Raw genomic sequence first — 21931 nt, 5'->3', positions numbered from 1 at the left:
AATTAAAAAGTAATGAGCAAAAAAGTAATTTTTACCGAAAAGGCTCCAGCTCCAATCGGTCCATATAGTCAGGCGATTTTGAGCGGAAACACCTTATACACTTCCGGCCAAGTTGCCATTAATCCTGCCAATGGTGAATTGGTTTTAGACAATATTGAAGTAGAAACCGAACAAGTAATGCAAAATTTGAAGGCGGTTTTAGAAGCTGCGGATATGACTTTTGATCATGTAATCAAAACCACGATTTTCATCATGAACATGGGGGATTTTGCCAGAATCAATGCGGTTTACGGAAAGTATTTTGATGAATCAAATGCACCAGCACGCGAAACTGTCCAGGTTGCTACATTACCTAAAAATGTAAACATTGAAATCTCCATGATTGCAGTAAAATAAAAAAAAAGCCATTCCTCAGAATGGCTTTTTTTATTATTGAATAACATCGTATTTGATATTATTAAATTTTCCTTCAGTAATTACAATTTCATCAGGAGTATTGACTTGATCTTGTAATTCTCCTACTTTCTCCAATACAGATGTAAAGGTTCCCGAAATCACATTATTGTTAATATCTTGCTGTGTTTTATAAATTGACACATCAGATGGCATGTGTTCTCCATACGTATTTCCACCGACTTTATAAGAAGTATAAAATAATCCCTGATTGTCATCTAGATTTGCGTTCTCATCTGTATACTCATTAGTATTAAATTCCTCATTCATAGAAGTACTTGCAATAGCAATTTGAAATGTATTGGAATTGTTTTCTGCTGAGATGTCAAACCTTTTGCCTGCACCATCAATATACGTTAAGGTAGCTGAAGTCACTCTTGCACTGATTTGTTCGCCATTAAATTTCATTGAGATGGTACCGTGATTAGTGTCATCTGATCCGCCTGAGCATCCAAGAAAAAGGGAAGCTACAGCTGCTAAAAAAAAAGTTTTTTTCATTTAAATAAAAATATTGATTTGGAGTCGCAAAAATAACCTATTTTTCTTAATAAAAAAACCGGGAAAAATCCCGGTTTTATAATAACATTTAAGTTTTGATGCTTAATTATTTTACTTCCTCAAACTCTACATCTTGAACATTATCACCTTCATTTTGAGCTTGTGGCTCACCTTGAGGTTGTTCTTGACCTTCCGCTTGTGCTTTATACATTTCCTCTGAAGCATTTTTCCAAGCTTCATTTATTTTATCTAAAGCTGGAGTTATAGCTGAAATTTCTTTGGTTTCGTAAGCAGCTTTCAATTCATTCAAAGCAGCTTCGATCGCAGATTTATTACCTTCTGATAATTTATCTCCAAACTCTTTCAATTGTTTTTCAGTTTGGAAAATCATTCCGTCAGCTTCGTTTAATTTATCCGCTTTTTCTTTAGCTAATTTATCTGCCTCAGCATTCAATTCCGCTTCTTTTTTCATTTTCTCGATTTCTTCCGGTGTCAATCCTGAAGACGCTTCGATACGAATATCGTGAGATTTACCTGTACCTTTATCAACTGCAGTTACATGAATAATACCGTTAGCATCGATATCGAAAATTACTTCGATTTGAGGAACTCCTCTTGGTGCTGGCGGAATACCGTCTAAGTGGAAACGACCAATTGTTTTATTGTCACCTGCCATTGGACGTTCACCTTGTAATACGTGAATTTCTACTGATGGTTGATTATCAACAGCTGTTGAGAAAACTTGCGATTTTTTTGTTGGAATAGTTGTATTCGACTCAATTAATTTCGTCATTACACTTCCCATAGTTTCGATACCTAATGAAAGTGGTGTAACGTCTAATAACAATACATCTTTCACATCACCTGTTAAAACTCCACCTTGAATTGCAGCACCAATAGCTACTACTTCATCTGGGTTTACACCTTTTGATGGTTTTTTACCAAAGAATTTTTCTACTTGCTCCTGAATTACCGGGATACGTGTAGAACCTCCAACTAAAATTACTTCATCAATTTCAGAAGTTGATAAACCTGCATCTTTTAATGCTTTAGCAACCGGTTCCATAGAACGTTTTACCAAAGTATCTGCTAATTGTTCAAATTTAGCACGAGTTAAAGTTTGCACCAAGTGCTTTGGTCCTGATGCTGTAGCTGTAACGTATGGCAAATTAATTTCTGTTTGTGCGGACGCTGAAAGTTCAATTTTAGCTTTTTCTGCTGCTTCCTTCAAGCGTTGTAATGCCATTGGATCCTGACGTAAGTCTACACCTTCAGCAGCTTTGAAATCATCAGCCAACCAATCAATGATTACTTGGTCAAAATCATCACCACCTAAGTGAGTATCTCCGTTTGTAGACAATACTTCGAATACACCGTCACCCAATTCAAGGATTGAAATATCGAAAGTACCACCACCTAAATCGTAAACAGCAATTTTCTTGTCATGTGCTGCTTTATCTAATCCATAAGCCAATGCCGCTGCAGTAGGCTCATTGATGATACGCATAACTTTAAGACCAGCAATTTCACCCGCTTCTTTAGTAGCTTGACGTTGTGCGTCGTTGAAGTAAGCAGGAACAGTGATAACCGCTTCTGTTACTGAGTGTCCTAAATAATCTTCAGCAGTTTTCTTCATTTTTTGAAGTGTCATAGCTGATAATTCCTGTGGAGTGTATAATCTTCCGTCGATATCAACACGTGGTGTGTCATTATCACCTTTAACTACTTTGTAAGCCACAGTTGATGCTTCTTTAGCGCTTTCAGTGTATTTGTTACCCATGAAACGTTTAATTGAAGCAATAGTCTTCGTAGGGTTTGTTACCGCCTGACGTTTCGCCGGGTCACCTACTTTAATTTCACCACCTTCGACAAACGCGATAACGGATGGTGTAGTTCTTTTACCTTCTGCATTAGCGATTACTACTGGCTCTCCACCTTCCATAACCGAAACACAAGAGTTTGTCGTACCTAAATCGATTCCGATAATTTTACTCATAATATAATTCTCCTTTACTTTAATTCATTTTGATTACTCCTCTACGAGTGAGCAGTGTTCTTCACACGGATTGCAAAATGACAAGGATTGTGCCAAGTCTTTATTTTATCAAAATTGGCAGTATATGTCAAAATCAATATGACAAAATGACAATTTCAGACGTTAATAATTAATCATAACTTTGGCATACATTAAAACTGTCATGAAAAAAATCATTCTTATACTATTCACGAACTGTTTTCTATCGGTTCATTCTCAACAAAACTTGTTCACTTTAGACAACTTTTTATCTATAGAACTAAGCAAACTCGATAGTTTAGAGCATGGAGTTCATTATATGATAAATGATGAAATGGTGAGTGATGAAAAAGTAAAACAAAATCTTCAATACCTCAAAACAATTTGTCAAATCGATTTAAAAAAATACAATCTAAAAACAATTCAAAGACAAAATCATACTATACGTATTTGTGAAGCAATTAATAAGTCCTCAAATATAAAACAGATTATAGAAATTGTATCAGTATACCAGACACTTGACAAAAAAAACGAGTACAATTTTTTCAATTATTATATTGTTTCTAATAAAAAACAAAACCCATACATATTTCCTTTGATGAGAATGGAATAACTGGTTATCAATTAGGAAGAAAAAAGACTAATGTAGTAAGAGAAATGATTATTTTAATTGAAGATTCAATGAGAGAAATTGATATAGAAAATAAGAAAATAACCCACTCAGTTGCTAACGAAAAATTTGATTCGTTTATCGAAGAAATCGAACATTTAAAAAAATATTATTTCAAATAAAAAAGCCGTCCAAAGGACGGCTTTTACAATTCAAAGAAATGAATTCAACTTATTGAAGGTTGAAATACTCATTATCAGACATTTGGCCTGATTGAATTCTTCTTAACTCATCCATGTGTAACATGATATAGTTGTGAGTTTCTTCAGAAATATTAGATGGTTTTGCCAATCTATAAGTTCCATTCAATACTCCATTATAGTAGTAGAAGAAATTATAATCAAACTGAGAAGCTGTTAATTTTGCGTTTGCAGGATCTGCCAATAAGAATCCTAAACGTACAGCTGAACGACGTTGTGGAGGAGTTCCGTGGTGTCCTGAACTAGTTGTCTGGTAATCTCCAATTGAAAATGCAAATTCATAACCTGTTGCAATAGATGCGAAAGTTGTTTTACCGTAACCTCTTCTTAAATAGTATCCAGCCATACCATCTGCCTCTAATTCATTAGGTCTTGCTGTGCTTTCTTTTTTTGATGGCAATCCAAAAGCATATTGCAATTGATGACCGTATTCGTGTGCTAAAATCATCACATTAATTAAATTCGATGCATCTTTAGATTTAGCATCTCTGAAAATTCCTTCACCGTAGTAAATTTTTCCAGTACTATACGAAATTGCATTGTACGTTGAACTCCAGTTTGTTCCATTTTGAACAAATCGGAAAGTAGGCGCAGCTACTGAAGTTCCTCTCCAGAAATTTTTAATTGCAGTGTTCTGATTTACCATCAAAGTTACATCAGAAGAAGTTCCAGCCCCCGCAGATAATGTAGTTGATAAAACTGCAGATGATGGCCAATAGGCATCAACATAACTACATTCGTTTTCAATTCCTTTAGGTTGTTCAATAACTACTGAAGTTTGCTCTCCTTGAGCCGAATCGTCCTTCGTACAAGCGAAAAACGTAGTTAGTGCCGCAGCACTTAAAAACAATAAAGTTTTTTGGTTGGTTTTCATAATTTATTGGTTTTTAGTTTATTGAGGGCAAATATATAAACTTCACCAAAAGAAATTTAACAAAAAAACACTTACGCTCTTGAAAAAATCACAACGTTGCATTTCATCGATTTTATCAAACACTTAATCGATTGTAAATGTCGATAATTAATATTTTTTCACAACAAAATAACAAAAACACAAAATTATAACAAGAAATCAGATAATTCTACAACGACTTTCTCTTGAAAATTATTTTCTCATTAAAAATGATAATGGAAGTCATAATTAAGCCATTTGCAATCATCTGGGCAGCATTTATTTTTTCATTAAAATAGAAAATTGCCAATATAAAATTGATTAGTGGATTAGTATACATTAGAATACCTACCGTTGAAGAATTCATTCCTTTTAAGGCAAACAGATTAAGGAATAAAGGTATAATTGTAAAAAGTACAACAATTAGAATCATTAAAATATAAAACAATCCTTCTGTAGGTGTTGTTCCTTTATAAACTGGAAAAAAAGGCAGTAATACTAAGGAAGCAATAACCATTTGAACCGTCAAAACCACAAAACGATCGAATTGATTGTTTTTACGTTGACTAATAAGATACAAAGCAAATGTGGTTGCAATTACCAAACTATAAATCAAATCTTCTACATGACCATACGATAAAATACCACAACTGACAATACAAAGTAAAACCGAAAACCATTGCCACTTACTCAGCGTTTCATTCAGAATAAAAAAGGCTAAAATTGTGGTAATGATTGGACAGATTAAATAAGCGAATGAAGCCGATTGTAAACTAACATGATTTACGGCATACATAAACAAAAACCAGTTAAATGTGAGCAAGAATCCACCTAAAATAGTCAATGCAACTGTTTTTCTTTTGTCTTTTTGGGTAAAAGTTTTAAAAAATTTAAAATCTTTCTTCAGTTTGTCTTTTCTAAAAAACAAGTTAATTACAAGTAATAAAACGGTGGCATAAAAAACCCTGTAAAATAGTATATCTAAGGAAGGATAATCATGTAGCGGTTTAAGCGCTAAACTGAAAAAACCCCAGATAAAAAAAGATGTAAAAGCAGAAAAAAAGTATTTATTGAATTGCATTTTATGGTAGTTGGTATGAAAATAAGGTTGGAAAATCGATTACAGTTTCATCTAAAACACCTTCTTTAGTATAGGCTTTCCAAGGAGCATTAGAGAAGAAAAACAATTTGTTATCATTAATTGTGGCCAATGCTGGTTCTTCAAATTCGGGGCGGTTATTGTCAACTATTTTGAAAGAAGCAATTTCATTTTTATCATTAAGTAAATACTGTACAATTCGTATCGGTTTCACTCCATTATGTACCGCGAACAATGATTTTTTGTTCCAAAGAAGTCCATCAATACCTTTTGAGGTCGCATTTTCTGGAAATGCAAGCCAATTTCTATCCGATGGATTTTCCCTATTGATTTTCAAAATTCCTTTCAAATAATCGGCAACAAAAAGTACCGATTCTTTATCATTGAAAGTCAATCCTTGTAAATTGAAGGCTTCCTTTTTCAAATCCAGCCAAACCTCCATTGAATTATTTGTAATTTTAAAGATTGTGGCCTCTCCACTATCAGAAACAAAAACATTTCCTGTTTTATCAATCACTAAATCTCCAAATACATGATTTCCAATCAGCTCGAAACGTTGCTCAATTTTTTTGGTTTTAATATCAATTTTGAGAACTACAGACTTTCCTTCAATGTCTTTTTCGAAACCTTTCATTTCTGGAATGGCAGTAGAAGTAACCCAAAGTGATTTTTCATCGTTATCCGCTTTTATAGCAAAAACTGAGTACAAACTAGCATCAGTAAACCAATTGCTACATTTTCCCGTTTTACTATCAAAACTGACAATCTTGCGATTTCGAATACTTGTTGCCAACCATTGTTTTGATTTTTTTAAGTAAAGTAAACCTTCCGGATGTAAATCTCTTTCGGATAAAACCAGAGCTTTTTTCGAAGAGATTACAGGATTGGCCAATTCGGATTGCAAAGTCAAAAGTGATGCATACTTTTCTGATTTTTTTATGTTTTCCAAATCAATTTCGTTTTCAAATGCAATTGAATTATTCATCACAAGACATTTTTTCAATGCAGTAATAGATTCTTCAATTTTATTATTCAACGCATAAGCACAGGCCAAATTGTAAGTATAGGTGGGATGTGAAGGACGAAGGCTGTCCAATTGTTTTGTTGTATTCAAGAATCCAATAAAATCCTTATTTTGATAGCATTGTACACTTTTATTGTATATTTCTTTAAGTGATTGTGAATAACCTGAAAGGTTAAAAAATGAATAGAATACTACAAAGTAAAATTGCTTCATGGCTATAAAATAAGAATCGGAGTAAAAGTACTCAATTCCCTTTCTCCGATTCTTTAAATTAATATTTCTTTAAGATTTTAATGCGTTGCATCCACTTCGATTGCGTCTACATCAATATTTTGTTTTTTTAGAATCCCTTTCACTATAATAGCGAACAAAGTCAAGTATAAAAAACATACAACGGCAACAATATAGGACTGATGAATTCCAATGATGTCTGATAATTTACCTTGAATTGGAGGAATAATACCACCACCTAAAATCATCATAATCAAAAATGCCGAACCTTGTGACGTATATTTTCCTAAACCTAAAATTGACAAGCTAAATATTGCTGGCCACATAATACTGCATGCAAGGCCACCAGCCAGGAAGGCATAAATAGCAATAGTTCCGGTAGTCATTAATCCTATAGTCATTGCTCCCAATCCAAATAATCCGAAAATCATCAATGTTCTTGCCGGTTTATCTTTACTGATAAAAGTAGCTATGATCTGCAATGCAACACACACAATATACCAATACAATGGTGACATATTCTTACCTGTAATGATATTACCTGCTAATACCACTGCAAAAGCAATTATCGGTATAACAATTAACGCAATTATTTTCTTATTGCCTTTTAAATTAAAAACACTAATGGCACCAGCCCAACGACCAATCATCAAACTCCCCCAATACATTGATATATAAGGTGCAATGTCTGAAGATTCAAGTCCACCAAATTCTTTTAATTTTAGTAATTCTCCTAAATTACTTCCGATTGCTACCTCTACTCCAACGTAAGTAAAAATAGCCAACATACCCAAAACCAGTTGCGGATATTGCATCGCTCCCCAACCTTCAGAATTTTTCTTTGCCGAACCATACGCGAAGAAAATACCACCCAGAACTACTACTAAGGCTCCAGACAACCAAAGCATTCGTTTTTGTTCTAAAGGTTCCTTGATTACTTTGATTTGAGCATCATACTTATCGAATGCTTCTTTAGCCGCCTCAGCAGTAATCTCCATATTTTTTAAATTATTTTCAAATTCGGCTTTTTCTGACAGTAGTAATTCTAATTTTTTAGACTCTTCACTCTTGTAGCTCTGAAAAATTGGCGTAAAACAAGCCGCTAATAGAAGTGTCATTACCACAAGTGTACGTAACGCTTTATTAGCCTTTTCTATAGGTTCATCAGAAATCCCAGAAGGCACTTTCTTAGAAAAATAAAACAGAGCAGCAGCACCAATGAAAAGCAAACCTACAGCTACATACAAAAAGATCACTTTATTCAGTTCCAATAATTTGATTTGCTCTTCTGTAACCGAAGCAGCTGTTCCAAACAAAGCCAGTGAAATAACGATTGGTCCAATGGTTGTTCCCAATGAATTAATCCCTCCGCCTAAATTTACACGGCTCGCCCCTGTTTTAGGATCACCTAATAAAATTGAAAAAGGTTGTGCTGCAGTTTGTTGCAGGGAAAAACCCAAAGCAACAATAAAAAGCCCTAATAACATACCGGCATATACACTAGCTTCTACAGCAATTATCATAGCTCCAGCTCCTAATGCCGAAAATAACAATCCGTAAACAATACTCTTTTTATATCCCCAAGTTCCGACAATGTCTTTTCCTCTTCTATCTCCCAAAATAAAAAGTAGCAGTGCGCCAATATAATAAGCAGTGTAAAAAGCAAAATCAACCAACTGAGATTGAAATTGATCCAACGAAAAATAACTTTTACAAAAAGGGATGAAAATACTGTTTCCTGCGGCAATAAATCCCCAAAAGAAGAAAACCGATATTAACGTATAAAGCGCAGGAAAATTCGTTTTTTGCGTTTCAGAAGTCATAAAAAATGAGTTTTTTGTTTTTGATTAGTATCCAAATATAGGCATTTTGTTTAAATTCTCTTAAAATGACATTCAAAGCTTTTATTAGAAGTTAAAAGTAGTATTTTTGTTAAAAAATAGATTCTGATGAAATACGTTTGGGCTTTATTAGTAAGTGTTTTATTATTAACTGGTTGTGATGACGGTGATATCATTGTTGAAAATTTCAACTTTGAAACTGCTACCGTACAAAAATGTACAGACGCCAGTACATTATATAAAATCAATGATAAAGAAGCCTTAATTTTTACAACTCCGGAAAGTAAATTTGCTAACCAAACGCAAACCCAAACTTATAGTGTGGAAAGTGGTACATCCATCACCTATAGAAGATATTCGCAAGCTGTTGCAACTTCTTCTATTTGTGGAACTCCAACACAAACTGTTACTGAAGAATGGATTTGTTTGGACGGTGGAACAGTAGAAATCAAATCAACTCCAATCTATGATACTGTTGTTCCGACAAAAATCATCGGTTACAACCATGCCATAACATTTATAAACATTGTTTTTCAAGCACCCGGTAAACAGGTGGTTTATGACAACTATGTATTTGGCAATTACAGAACTGATGTAACAGATTTGGCTTTTAACTTCACTTCTCCATCAGCAGTTCTGAAATGCGATTCCAATAATTTGCTTTTCAAATACAATTCCAATAAAGTTTTATTACTAGATGTAGTAAAATCCAATTTATTTATAAACGCAGTGACTCCAGTAGATAATCCAAGAACTGCATTGATCAATTCTACTAATAACAGAGTGGTGTATAGAGTTTACAGTGGCGGATTGAATGAAGAATTTTTCTGTTCCTCTATACCGCCATCAAATCCAACTTTATCTGAAGAATGGATTGCAGATAGTGGAGAAACCAATGTTTCGGGTATCATCAAAGTAAAAACAGAAGCTACTATTGATCCCAACACCTTCAAACACACCATTTACCTTTTCAATACTACTTTTAGACGTGGAGTAAAATATTACAGTCCAAAACCGGGTGAAGATTATGAATTTGGAGTGTATTATACTTCTTTATAGACTTTTCTTTTGGATAAAGTAGACTTCGGTTGCACCTAATCCGTATTTCTGGTAATTAGCATCTTGAAAACTGATATTATCATATCTACCAAGAAGAAAGTCCAATTCTGCTTTTAATACACCCTCACCTACGCCGTGGATAAAAACCACTTTAGGAATTCGGTTTCTTTGAGCAAATTCCAATTGTCTTTTGGCCGTATCCATTTGGAGGGTGAGAATATCATAATTACTCATTCCGCCTTTATTTTTGACTAATTTTTCGATATGAAGATCGATTTCAAGAACAAAATCCTCTTTTTTGGATTTTTTTTCTTTGATAAAACTTCTAGGCTTTTCAATTTCCTTTTCTTTCTTAATCGATACAAAATTGGTTTTTGCTATGCTGTTCATTAAATCTCCTGAAGATTCAATTAAAATAAGTTCTTTTTTTTGGAACGTTAATTCAAATCCTTCCTCTGTTTCAATTGTCACTTCATTACCCAATACTTTCACAACGACACCATTAATATCGTCATCCAAAACTGAAACCTTATCTCCTTTTGTAAACATTATTCTTTATTATCTTGATTTTTACTCGGTACTTTTCTGCTCAAACGCATCATACCATAAAACAAAAGTACGAATCCCATAATTTGTACCCAAGTATTAGGTTCCTCTGAGGCTTGCTGCCAAACCAAAACTCCAATAACCAAAATCACTAAAACAAAAATGATCACCTTTTTCATACTGTTATTTTTTTTCAAAAATACAATTTAACGTCAAAGGTTTTTTAATTTGTAGGATATTTTGTAAAATTGGTCAAATTTAAAAATTATGAGCGCTGAACAATATATGATTCCATGTCTAAACAAAACTCTATTTGGAGTGGAATGCTTTGGGTGTGGTACACAACGTTCACTGTATTTGCTTTTCCAAGGAAAATTTGTAGAGGCTTTTTATATGTACCCACCTATTTATACTTTATTGCTTTTTTTTATGGCAATTGGTTTTCATTTCTTTGATAAGTCGAGAAATTATAATAAAATAATAATTGTATTGGCCATTATTAATGCAATAATCATGGTCACTTCATATATTTATAAACAAACAAACTTTTAAATCAGAACTATGCAAAAACAAAAATTACCAAACGAACAATCAGCAATGATTTTAGCACTAACTTCTTTTGTAGGTTGCTGTTGCACAAGTGGTGTATTGGGGATTATATTATCACTTATCGGAATTCATTTAGCCAAAAAAGACGAAGCTACTTACAATGAAAATCCTGAAAACTACGACATTCAAAATGTAAAAACATGGAAAACTGTAAACACCATTAGTTTGGTCTTAAGTATACTATCGTTAGTTTATGCCATTTACATGAAAGTTACTGGAAAAGATGTAGAACAACAAGAGCAATTAATGGAAATGTTGAGACAGTTTCAAAAGAACTAATCTTGTTTACTCTTCAAATAAAAAACCCCGAGAATTTCTCGGGGTTTTTCTATTTATTTCTCAAATGACTTTAGCGTTGAAATAATGATTGAAACACAATCCAATAATTGTTCTTCTGTCATTACCAAAGGTGGAGCAAAACGAATGATATTACCGTGTGTTGGTTTTGCTAATAAACCGTTTTCAGCTAATTTCATACAGATATTCCAAGCTGTATCGCTATCTTCTGTATCATTGATAACAATAGCATTTAACAAACCTTTACCACGAACCAAAGTTGCAATAGATGATGTTTCGATGTATTTACCGATTTCACTTCTAAAAATCTGTCCAAGACGTTCCGCATTTTCAGCCAGTTTTTCATCTGTAACCACATTCAATGCCGCAATTGCTACTGCTGCTGCAACAGGGTTTCCTCCAAAAGTAGAACCATGCTGTCCTGGTTTGATAACATTCATAATGGAATCGTTAGCTAAAACAGCAGAAACTGGATAAGCACCACCTGATAAAGCTTTACCTAAAATTAAAATATCCGGTTGTACATTCTCATGTTGTACGGCTAATAATTTTCCTGTACGAGCAATTCCTGTTTGTACTTCATCTGCAATAAACAAAACATTATGCTTTTCACACAATGCTTTTGCTTTTGCCAGATAACCTTCAGTTGGCACATAAACTCCAGCTTCACCTTGAATAGGTTCTATTAAGAAACCTGCAATTGAAGTAGAAGATGTAATTGCTTTCTCTAAAGCATCAATATCATCGTACGCAATTTTAATAAATCCAGCTGTGTAAGGTCCAAAGTTTTTACGGGCATTTTCGTCGTTAGAAAAAGAAATAATTGTTGTCGTTCTTCCATGGAAGTTATTTTCACAAACAATAATCTGAGCTTCATTCTCTTGGATTCCTTTTTTCTCATACGCCCATTTTCTACACAATTTCAAAGCAGTTTCAACAGCTTCAGCACCTGTATTCATAGGCAAAACTTTATCAAATCCAAAAAAGTTGGTTACAAATTTTTCGTAAACACCTAATTTGTCATTGTAAAAAGCTCTTGAAGTAAGCGTAAGTGTTTGCGCCTGCTCCATCATTGCTCCTACAATTTTAGGATGACAATGACCTTGATTCACTGCCGAATAAGCCGACAAGAAATCATAATATTTTTTTCCTTCTACGTCCCACACATAAACACCTTCCCCTTTGTTTAATACCACCGGTAACGGATGATAATTGTGTGCTCCATGTTTGTCTTCTAATGCAATGGCTTCTGCTGAACTTAATTTTTCTAAAACTGCCATGATAATAATTTGTTATTGATTGGTAAAATCGCAATTCCTTCTTAAGGTGAGAAATCAACCGCTAATTGCTACAAATGTAGAAAATATAAATTCCAAAATCAAAATTTCAAATTGGTCAAATGAAGTGGAAAAGAATAACTTAAAAAATAGCTACATCTTAATTCTCTTTTTGCGAATTCGATTTGATTTCACGCAAAAGTTGTAATTGTTCTTTTTGAATTTTAATTAATTCAAGATGCTGATGTTCCAAAATATGATCTAGTTTCTTTTGTAAAATTCGAATCTCTTCCTCTGCCTTGAGATTAATTTGAAAATCTTTCTTGGCTCTTTCTCTATCCTTCTCTTCTTGTCTGTTTTGACTCATCATAATAATAGGTGCTTGAAGTGCAGCAATACAGGACAAAATTAAATTCAATAGAATAAATGGATAGGGATCAAATCCTTTGTTAGCCAAAAAATAAATATTAGCAAAAATCCACAGCGATAGAAAGAATAAAAAAGAAATGATAAAGGTCCAACTTCCACCAAAAGTAGCAACCTTATCTGCAATACGTTGCCCAAAAGTTCTTTCAGCATCATCTTCTGAATCAACAATTCGTTTAATTTCTTTATCCGTCATAATTATTAGAAATAAAGTTTACTTCAAAAGTACAAATAACAACTCCCATAATTACAAATTTGGCGCTTTATCTTCTATTCATTCTCGAAGTTTTGGGTTGAAACAGTTCAAAAAACCACTAATTCAACTTTCACCTTACATTCTCCTTACTTTCCATCAAATTGTTAACCTTTTCTTACAATTTTAAAAATATTTAGGTTAGAATTTCGTAACAAAGGCAATCTAAGTTTGCATTGCAATCAAAATTAATTATACATGAAAATTTCAAAAGTTTTATTGAGTTCGGCTTTATTAGGTTCCTTTATTGCCTGCAACTCTGACGAAGACAAAGCTCCAAATCCCGTAGAATTAAAAAATCATTCAAAGACACCTGTGTTTATTAGTAAAAAATCCGGTTTTGAAAAACTAGAGATTTATTCACTTTTAAGCTCTGAAGACAAGTTATCGGGTTTTCCAGAATTTGTGTACGGATCTATGGCAGATGGAAATGGTTTACTCAAGAATTCCGATGGAACGTATTCACTCTTAAATAACATTGAAGCACATTATTCGGTAGCTCGCATAACTTTTGATAAAACGTTCAAACCTGTCAAAGGAGAATATGTTTTGAATGCTGCTGGTACAGCTAACACTGCAATGTGTTCTGGAACTATGGTAACGCCAGAAGAACATGGTTTTGGTCCATTATTCCTCTCTGGTGGAGAATGGGATGGAAATTCTAAAAATGTATTTGCCACAGATCCGTTTAAAAACACTACCGAAGCGGGAACTGGCAAAACGCTTCCTGCATTAGGTCAATGGGATGTTGAAAATGCCGTACCACTTGGAAAAGACGCATACAGTAATAAAACAGTCGTTTTAATTGGTGACGATTATGCTGATAATTTCACACCAAAAGGGCAATTAGCAATGTATGTAGGAAATCGTGGTGATTTAGATAACGGAAAATTATATGGTTTGAAAGTGAATAATTCTGCAATACATTTTGAAATGGATATGGTTGAAGGAACATCTTATGATATTTCGTTCGTAGAATACAATGAAAAAACATATAATGAAATTGAAGCAGAATCCGCTGCAAAAGGAATCATGGGATTTTCAAGAGTAGAAGATATTGATTACCGAAAAGGATCACCAGAAAATAACCGTGAATTTTACTTTGCCGTTACCGGAAGAAAGAAAACGGACTTAATTGGAAAAGGAACCGTTTACGGAAGAATTTACAAAGTGATTTTAGATGCTAATAACCCTTTAAGCGGTAAAATCACTTGTGTATTGGATGGTGATAAATTAACGGGAAAAGCGAAGCAATTTCACAGTCCAGACAATGTAGTAGCTACAAAAGATTACTTATACATCATGGAAGATCCTAATGGTTATCCAGATACTGCTGACAAAACACACAATGCATATTTATACCAGTACAACTTAAAAACAGGAGCTTTAAAAGTGGTTTTAGAATGCGATCAAACAATGGCTGAAAGTAAAGGCTATGGTAATACTTCCACTTCATGGGAATTTACTGGTATGGTGGATGTATCCGATAAGATTGGTATCGATGGGTCATTTCTTATCATAACACAAAATCATGGTTGGAATAACAATAGTTTCTTTGACCCCAAAGCTGTTACATCAACAACCTATAAAGAAGGAAGTACATTATACTTAATCAAAGGTTTAGAAAGATAAATGAAAAACATTTTTTGTTTCTTAAAAAAGGCTATTGTTTTAAATAGCCTTTTACTGCTTGTTACAAGCTGTAAAAATGAAAATACTTATGAATCGAGACAAGCGTTTATACAACTTGAAAAACATTATAAAGCTTGTCTTGATAAATCTTCATTGGCATTCGATAAAATGGATAAAGCTTCTTCTATTATAGAATTCAAAATGCTTTACAAAGAAGCCAAAAAAAATTTCAAATTGGCCGAACCCATTTTAGCATTTATTGATGAAAGTAATTATAAGGCTATCAATCAACCCAACATTATCAAAGTTGCTGAAGAAGATGCAACGAATATCAGAATTAGTAATCCCTTTGGATTTCAAGTATTGGAGGAACAGATATATAATGCAAAACCGGACTATGAAAAAATAAAAAAAGAGGCCAAACTTACATCGGGTCGATTAAAACTTTTGAAGAATAATAGTTCATTGTCTCAATTGGATCATCATCATATACTTTGGATAATTAGAGATGCCTTAAACAGAGTGGCTTTAAAAGGAATTACAGGATTTGACAGTACTGCAGCATTTACTTCATTGGAAGACAGCAAAACCGTATACGAATCGCTAAAAAAAATACTCTTTTTATTTGAAGCGTCTTTTACTGACAAAAGGCTTTTTCAAAATTGGATGATTGAAATTGAAGAATCACAAAAAGCTTTGCAAACCGATTTCAATAGCTTTGACCGCTATACTTTCATCAAAAACCATACGCATTCCACTTTAATACTCTGGAACAAGACTGTTACCGATTGGAAAGTACAATTTAAAATCCAACAAGCCTTTCAATATGATATTGTGTCATTGTTCGACAAAAAAACTTTCAACATCAAACATTTTACCGATCAGGATGACCCAACGAATTTGGATAAAATTGCTCTAGGTAAACAATTATTTAATGATAAAAACTTATCTGAAAACAAAACTATAAGCTGTGCATCTTGCCATAAAGCGGAACTAGCGTTTACCGACGGAAAAACCAAGTCGCCAGGAACAAAACGAAACTCACCAACCTTACTGTATGCCGGTCTTCAAAAAGGCTTCTTTTATGATAACAGGACAGGTGGACTTGAAGGTCAAATTGTAGATGTAATCACCAATCCTAATGAATTTCACAGTTCACTGGATGAAATAGTTCACTATGTGAAAAAATCATCTGTGTATCCAACATTGTTTCAAAAAACATTCAAACAACAACCTACAGATTATACTATCAGGTCGGCTATAGCTCTCTATATCTTGTCGTTAAATCCATTCGACTCTAAATTTGACAAAAATATATCCAACAAGGAAAACACTTTAACGCAAAGGGAAATAAATGGTTTTAATTTATTTATGGGAAAAGCAAAGTGTGCCACCTGTCATTTTGCCCCACTTTTTAATGGAACAGTTCCCGGTAGTTACCGCGAATCGGAAATAGAACTTATTGGTGTTCCAAATTCAAAAAACAAATTACATCCAAAAATTGATTCGGACTTGGGAAGATATGAGGTATTTAAAACTGAAAATAGGAAGTATTTTTTTAAAACCCCTACCCTTCGCAATATTGCCAAAACTGCGCCATACATGCATAATGGAGTCTATACGACCCTAGAAGAAGTAATTGATTTTTATGATGCAGGCGGTGGCAACGGTTTGGGATTACAACTTGAATTCCAAACGCTTCCCTTTGATTCATTGAATTTAAGCGCTACAGAAAAATCAGAGTTGATTGCTTTTCTGAAAACCTTAACTGATGAAGTCCAAAATAACAATGCAAGAAAGTAGCTATTCGATAAACAAAGAAATCATTTTATAAAAAGGTTTTTTAAATTATTTAGTACTTAAATATAAATCAGTAGCATCTTAACGGGTTAACAATAAGAAGATTTAAGTTAATAAAACCAAGAAAGAGTCCAACTCCAATGCCAATTCAAATGATCTTTCAATAATTAAATTATTGAAACGACATATGATGACGTAAACATCGAATGTAGGATGGATTAATACCAAAAAACATAATAGGAATCACCTTCGGAGAGTATTTTCTTCGAAGGTTTTTTTATTCAATCTTATACGAAAACACTAATATTTTTTCGGAAGTATAAAATTCATTATTTTTACACAGTCTAAATAAAAATAAATTGAAAACTATAATCTTACTAGATTCTCCCAATCTCTACAGAATCGGTTTAAAAACGTACCTACAAAAATTATTGATCAAAGTTAAAATCATAGAATTTGAAACTTGGCAACAAGCTGAAGATAAACTAAAAAAAACCTCAATTAATTATTTATTTATTGGTATTGAAACTATTAACAATCAAGAATTTAAAGAAATCATATCTTTCAAAAAAAAACATCCATTAATTAAACTGATTGTTCTAAGTTTGAATTTTGATAATAATGAATTCAATAAAGATACCAATAGTAACCACCTAGAAATAGATGCAATCCTATCGAAAAATACATCTGAAAATTCAATTTTAGAAATGATGAAAACGATCAATGCTGACAAAAAATACTATTGTATCGATTTTCTCCAAAAAAACATCATAATCCAGAAAAACAATACACTTTCCACAAGAGAATTCGAAATACTTCAACAAATTGCCACTGGACGTGATGCAAATGAAATTGCAGCTCAAATGTATATTAGCATCCACACCTTTCGTACACATAGAAAAAACATCATGAAAAAAACCGGAATTCATTCAACTTCAGAACTCATACTCTATGCTATCCGAGAAAAAATTGTTTAACCACAATTTTTCTGTGTCTTTTCCTCACCAATCATACCTTGATTAGGGTAGTTCATTTTAACCTCATTACTGTATTGTTTCGCCACTTTTAAGAATTTAGCTTTGCCTTTTCTTATTCTTTAGAATTAATCTAAATAAAAATAAAATGAGCACTAAGGAGCAAATCAAACCAAAAAAACTGACGGAAAAAGACACCGAAATTTATAATTTACATCTGTTTTCCAATGAAACTAAGTCTATTCATGCATATAAAAAAAGTATGAAAAAGGCAGTCAAGGCGATCTCAAAAAACCTTCAAGATAGAAATACTCCATTTACTGGAATAGCCATGGATATTCTCAAAAAAAGAATTAATCGTATAGATTTCAAAAACGATGAGGGAAAATCATTAGACTATGTAATTGAAGAATTAAAAGAAATATATCTAAATGATTGTGTTCATTTCCATCATCCAAAATACATTGCGCATTTAAACTGCCCTATTCTAATACCAACTTTAGTTGCAGAAGCATTCATATCATCACTAAACTCTTCAATGGATACATGGGACCAAAGTGCTGGTGGAACCTTCATTGAATTAAAATTGATCGATTGGACTTTGGAACTTTTGGGCTATCCAAAAAACGGTGACGGCATTTTCACCAGCGGTGGAACACAATCCAACATGATGGGGCTACTATTAGCTAGAGACCATTACATCAAAAGCAATTATGCAATCGATCCCAAAATGGATGGTCTTCCTCAAGAGGCATCGAAATTTAAAATTTTATGCTCTGAAATTAGCCATTTCAGCTTGAAAAAAAACCTTAGTTTATTGGGGTTAGGTCAAAATGCCGTGGTCGCAGTTGCTGTTGATGAAAATTTCAAAATGTGCATCGCTGATTTAAAGGCCAAAATCAATCGACTTAAAGAACAAGGAAATATTCCAATTGCTATTGTAGGAACTGCTGGCACGACCGATTTTGGTTCAATTGATCCTTTGACCGCTATCGCTCAAATTGCAAAAGAAAACAAGCTATGGTTTCATGTTGACGCTGCATATGGTGGCGGATTGTTAATTAGTGAGTCGTACAAGGAAAAACTCAAAGGAATGGAACTATCCGATTCTTGCACTATTGATTACCATAAAACATTCTACCAACCGGTAAGTTCAAGCGGATTCTTTATGCGAGATACATCTTTTGTTGATTATATCAAATACCACGCAGATTATTTGAATTCAAAAGAACAAGAAGATGAAGGAATTCCTAATATGGTTAAAAAATCAATTCAAACTACTCGCCGATTTGACGCATTAAAGCTTTGGTTTACTTTGAGAATTATAGGTAGCAAAGGATTAAGTAGTTATCTTGAAAAATCAATTGAAAATGCAAAATTCACAGCAGCTTATCTTAGCCAAAGAAACGATTTTGAAATCATCCATCAACCCGAAATAAGTGCTGTAGTTTTTAGATATACTCCTTACACAGGAAATAACGCTTCTTTCTGCAACCTTAACAGCTACATCCGAAAAGCAATTTTCAACGAAGGAAAAGCAATAATTACAAGTACTAAAGTAAAAGATGAGGTGTTCTTAAAATTTACTTTGTTAAATCCACTCACTACAACGCAGGACATCGAAGAAGTTATTGAACTAATCATTCAACACGGACAAGACTACTCATTAATAAACTAATTTCTAATTATCATGCAAAATAAAATATACGACTTTATAGCTATTGGCGTAGGACCATTCAATCTAAGTTTGGCTTGTCTTACCGAACCTTTAAAAGAGGTAAACGGCCTTTTTTTTGATAAAAGTGAAAAATTCAATTGGCATCCCGGCATGCTATTACAAGACACTACATTGCAAATCCCTTTTCTGGCCGATTTAGTTACTCTGGCTGACCCAACAAGCCAATTCAGTTTCCTCAATTACATCAAGGAACAAGGAAAAATGTACTCTTTCTATATCCGTGAGAACTTTTTAGTACTTCGTAACGAATACAATCAATATTGCCAATGGGCGATTAGTAAACTTCCGAATGTATTTTTCAATACCGAAGTCACTCATATCGAATACGATGAAACTACCGGGATTTATTTAGTAACTACAATCGATACGCAAGATAAAACTGAAATCATTTATGCTACTCGAAAATTGGTTTTAGGCACCGGAACAACTCCTTATATTCCTAAATCCTGCCAAAATTTGAAAGAAAAAGCCATTCATTCCTCACAGTACTTACAACACAAAGCACAATTACAAACCAAAAAATCAATTACGGTTTTGGGAAGCGGTCAAAGTGCTGCAGAAATTTTCTATGATTTATTACAGGAAATCGATACATATGACTACCAATTGAACTGGATTACTCGTTCTCCTCGCTTTTTCCCGATGGATTACAGCAAACTAACGCTCGAAATGACGTCACCAGAATATGTCGATTACTTCTATAAGCTACCTGCCGATAAAAGAGATTCTTTATTGTCTGAACAAAAACAACTGTACAAAGGCATCAATAAAGATCTCATAGAAAACATATTCGATACCATTTATTCCAAAAAAGTAATTGCTGCTATTGATGTAAATCTAAGAACAAATTCGGCTTGTGTCGGCACTGTATTCAATGAAGACAACCAAACTTTTGAAATCGAATTGCATCAAGTGGAAGAAGACCAAAACTACCGTCACTTTACAGAAGCGCTTGTTTTAGCAACAGGATACGGTTATGAAATGCCAAAATTCATCCAAGGTATTGCTGAAAGAATTGTTTGGGATCACAAAGGTCGATTTGCCGCACATCGCAACTATTCCATCGATCATAATGCCAATGAAATTTTTGTTCAAAATGCCGAATTACACACCCATGGTTTTGTAACTCCCGATTTAGGAATGGCATGTTATCGCAATTCGTATATCATCAAAGAAATCACAGGAATTGAACATTATCCAATTGAAAAACGAATTGCTTTTCAGCAGTTTGGAGTTTCCGAAGCTGAAAAAATCAATTCCAACTCATTCGAACTCATTTCTTAATACAAAAATGGACAACATTCAAAAAAATAAAAACTCCAGAATACAGGCCATCGACTTTGCTCGTGGTCTCAGTGTTCTCTTGATGATAGTTATACACACCATGCTTATCTACGGAAGTATTCCTACACAAACCAAAACAATTGCTGGAACCATAACGCTCTGGCTAGGACGAGGAACTCCAATGTTTTTAATTACAATGGGAATATCTTTTGTTGTATCGAGAAGACAAACTTTTACTGCAGTCTGTAAAAGAGCGGTATATATTTTAAGCGTTGGCTATGGGATGAATATATTAAAATTTCTCGTTCCTGAATATGTCTTTGGTGGATTGCCCACTGCATTTGTAAAAGCCTATGGATTAACATCTCAAACTCTTGAATCGGCTGTGTTTTTCTTACTTCTTGGAGATATTTTGCAATTGGCGGGAATAACGCTTTTCATAATGGCAATAATCAACCATTACAGCAACAACAAATGGATTCCATTGATAACCGCTTTGATTATACTTACTGTATCTAAAGAATTCAGTGGCCTTACTATTGCAATTCCTGTGATAAGTTATCTTTTTGACTTATTATTCAGCAACCAGTTCAATGTCTATTTTCCTGTATTTCCTTGGAGCGCTTTCATTTTAATAGGAATGTTTTTTGGAAGATGGTTTAAAGAACTCAATCAAAACCAAAACATTTTCTTCAACAAAATGGCCTTTCTTGGAATGGGTTTCCTAATTCTTGGCGGAGTATTCAATTTGATTAATCCAGAATACCACTTCGGAGATTATTATCATTTAGGCCCAGGCGGTTGTATCGTATTAATCGGCGTCAATTTAATTTTCCTTTACTTGGTTCATCAATTGGTTTCCGCAATAAAAAATACAAACCCTGTCTTTCGTTTATTCACCTTTTGTAGCAAGAACGTAACATCAATGTATGTAATTCAGTGGACGCTTATCAATTGGGGTATGTATGTCTTCGGATTTTGGAAACACGATGCTTTTACTGTGCTACTTATAATTCCGTTGTTTCTCATTCTTACAATTGGGTTACAAAAAGCAATTATAATTCTCAAGAAGAAAGCCAAAAATACTCCAATTTTAGTTTCATCATAACCCGGA

General features: G+C 33.6%; 21 protein-coding genes. 11 read left to right on the top strand and 10 right to left on the bottom strand.

The window, feature by feature from the left end; genetic code table 11:
* The first annotated feature begins 12 nt into the window (after positions 1-12).
* The gene (locus ACS8MM_RS02025; RefSeq protein ID WP_379712511.1) at positions 13-396 is read left to right on the top strand and encodes a RidA family protein; all 384 of its coding nucleotides are present in this window, start codon (positions 13-15) and stop codon (positions 394-396) included.
* A 33-nt stretch (positions 397-429) separates the two neighbouring features.
* On the opposite strand, the gene ACS8MM_RS02020 is transcribed toward ACS8MM_RS02025, so the two are convergent.
* Positions 430-951: a hypothetical protein gene (locus ACS8MM_RS02020; protein WP_379712509.1), complete on the bottom strand. Its 522-nt coding sequence runs from the start codon at positions 949-951 to the stop codon at positions 430-432.
* A 106-nt stretch (positions 952-1057) separates the two neighbouring features.
* Complete coding sequence (gene dnaK, locus ACS8MM_RS02015; protein WP_379712507.1) at positions 1058-2947, bottom strand: molecular chaperone DnaK; 1890 nt, start codon at positions 2945-2947, stop codon at positions 1058-1060.
* Between the two features lie 202 nt (positions 2948-3149).
* Here dnaK and ACS8MM_RS02010 point away from each other — a divergent pair, with 202 nt between their 5' ends.
* Positions 3150-3578 carry a hypothetical protein gene (locus ACS8MM_RS02010; protein WP_379712505.1) on the top strand — a complete coding sequence of 143 codons (429 nt, stop codon included), beginning with the start codon at positions 3150-3152 and terminating at the stop codon, positions 3576-3578.
* 228 nt (positions 3579-3806) lie between these two features.
* On the opposite strand, the gene ACS8MM_RS02005 is transcribed toward ACS8MM_RS02010, so the two are convergent.
* The 4 genes from ACS8MM_RS02005 to ACS8MM_RS01990 form a co-directional block, all read right to left on the bottom strand.
* On the bottom strand, positions 3807-4709 hold the full coding sequence (locus tag ACS8MM_RS02005; RefSeq protein WP_379712503.1) for a metalloprotease: 903 nt from the start codon (positions 4707-4709) through the stop codon (positions 3807-3809).
* A 208-nt stretch (positions 4710-4917) separates the two neighbouring features.
* Positions 4918-5808 (bottom strand): EamA family transporter, encoded by an 891-nt coding sequence (locus ACS8MM_RS02000; RefSeq protein WP_379712501.1) that lies wholly within the window; start codon positions 5806-5808, stop codon positions 4918-4920.
* Position 5809: 1 nt separating this feature from the next.
* A complete protein-coding gene (locus ACS8MM_RS01995) occupies positions 5810-7063 on the bottom strand; it encodes a TPR end-of-group domain-containing protein (RefSeq protein WP_379712499.1) in 1254 nt (417 codons plus the stop codon).
* A 77-nt stretch (positions 7064-7140) separates the two neighbouring features.
* Positions 7141-8904 (bottom strand): MFS transporter, encoded by a 1764-nt coding sequence (locus ACS8MM_RS01990; RefSeq protein ID WP_379712497.1) that lies wholly within the window; start codon positions 8902-8904, stop codon positions 7141-7143.
* Positions 8905-9030: 126 nt separating this feature from the next.
* Between ACS8MM_RS01990 and ACS8MM_RS01985 the strand changes: the two genes are divergently transcribed.
* On the top strand, positions 9031-9981 hold the full coding sequence (locus ACS8MM_RS01985) for a hypothetical protein (RefSeq protein WP_379712495.1): 951 nt from the start codon (positions 9031-9033) through the stop codon (positions 9979-9981).
* On the opposite strand, the gene ACS8MM_RS01980 is transcribed toward ACS8MM_RS01985, so the two are convergent.
* Together ACS8MM_RS01980 and ACS8MM_RS01975 are read right to left on the bottom strand one after the other, a co-directional pair.
* On the bottom strand, positions 9976-10530 hold the full coding sequence (locus ACS8MM_RS01980; RefSeq protein WP_379712493.1) for a Smr/MutS family protein: 555 nt from the start codon (positions 10528-10530) through the stop codon (positions 9976-9978). The genes ACS8MM_RS01985 and ACS8MM_RS01980 overlap by 6 nt on opposite strands.
* The gene (locus ACS8MM_RS01975) at positions 10530-10706 is read right to left on the bottom strand and encodes a hypothetical protein (protein ID WP_379712491.1); all 177 of its coding nucleotides are present in this window, start codon (positions 10704-10706) and stop codon (positions 10530-10532) included. Before ACS8MM_RS01975 ends, ACS8MM_RS01980 begins: the two co-directional genes overlap by 1 nt.
* 88 nt (positions 10707-10794) lie before the next feature.
* Here ACS8MM_RS01975 and ACS8MM_RS01970 point away from each other — a divergent pair, with 88 nt between their 5' ends.
* Together ACS8MM_RS01970 and ACS8MM_RS01965 are read left to right on the top strand one after the other, a co-directional pair.
* Positions 10795-11079: a DUF2752 domain-containing protein gene (locus ACS8MM_RS01970; RefSeq protein ID WP_379712489.1), complete on the top strand. Its 285-nt coding sequence runs from the start codon at positions 10795-10797 to the stop codon at positions 11077-11079.
* A 9-nt stretch (positions 11080-11088) separates the two neighbouring features.
* Positions 11089-11415, top strand: a complete 327-nt coding sequence (locus ACS8MM_RS01965) for a CCC motif membrane protein (RefSeq protein WP_379712487.1) — start codon at positions 11089-11091, stop codon at positions 11413-11415.
* A 53-nt stretch (positions 11416-11468) separates the two neighbouring features.
* On the opposite strand, the gene rocD is transcribed toward ACS8MM_RS01965, so the two are convergent.
* Together rocD and ACS8MM_RS01955 are read right to left on the bottom strand one after the other, a co-directional pair.
* On the bottom strand, positions 11469-12713 hold the full coding sequence (rocD, locus tag ACS8MM_RS01960) for an ornithine--oxo-acid transaminase (protein ID WP_379712485.1): 1245 nt from the start codon (positions 12711-12713) through the stop codon (positions 11469-11471).
* A 157-nt stretch (positions 12714-12870) separates the two neighbouring features.
* Positions 12871-13332 carry a DUF1003 domain-containing protein gene (locus tag ACS8MM_RS01955; RefSeq protein WP_379712483.1) on the bottom strand — a complete coding sequence of 154 codons (462 nt, stop codon included), beginning with the start codon at positions 13330-13332 and terminating at the stop codon, positions 12871-12873.
* 255 nt (positions 13333-13587) lie between these two features.
* On the opposite strand from ACS8MM_RS01955, the gene ACS8MM_RS01950 reads away from it, so the two are divergent.
* From ACS8MM_RS01950 to ACS8MM_RS01925, 6 genes are all read left to right on the top strand, one after another.
* Positions 13588-15021, top strand: a complete 1434-nt coding sequence (locus ACS8MM_RS01950) for an alkaline phosphatase PhoX (protein WP_379712481.1) — start codon at positions 13588-13590, stop codon at positions 15019-15021.
* Complete coding sequence (locus tag ACS8MM_RS01945; protein WP_379712479.1) at positions 15022-16824, top strand: cytochrome-c peroxidase; 1803 nt, start codon at positions 15022-15024, stop codon at positions 16822-16824.
* 356 nt (positions 16825-17180) lie between these two features.
* Entirely contained in the window at positions 17181-17798 is a 618-nt protein-coding gene (locus ACS8MM_RS01940; RefSeq protein ID WP_379712477.1) for a response regulator transcription factor, read from the top strand.
* 145 nt (positions 17799-17943) lie between these two features.
* Complete coding sequence (locus tag ACS8MM_RS01935) at positions 17944-19473, top strand: pyridoxal phosphate-dependent decarboxylase family protein (RefSeq protein ID WP_379712475.1); 1530 nt, start codon at positions 17944-17946, stop codon at positions 19471-19473.
* A 12-nt stretch (positions 19474-19485) separates the two neighbouring features.
* Complete coding sequence (locus tag ACS8MM_RS01930; RefSeq protein ID WP_379712473.1) at positions 19486-20817, top strand: lysine N(6)-hydroxylase/L-ornithine N(5)-oxygenase family protein; 1332 nt, start codon at positions 19486-19488, stop codon at positions 20815-20817.
* Positions 20818-20824: 7 nt separating this feature from the next.
* Complete coding sequence (locus tag ACS8MM_RS01925; protein WP_379712471.1) at positions 20825-21925, top strand: heparan-alpha-glucosaminide N-acetyltransferase domain-containing protein; 1101 nt, start codon at positions 20825-20827, stop codon at positions 21923-21925.
* The last annotated feature ends 6 nt before the right edge of the window (positions 21926-21931 follow it).

This window comes from Flavobacterium sp. MAHUQ-57, assembly GCF_051908335.1.
Taxonomy (GTDB): domain Bacteria; phylum Bacteroidota; class Bacteroidia; order Flavobacteriales; family Flavobacteriaceae; genus Flavobacterium.
The sequence above is the reverse complement of the archived record's forward strand: the minus strand, read 5'-3'. Positions and strand labels throughout refer to the sequence as shown.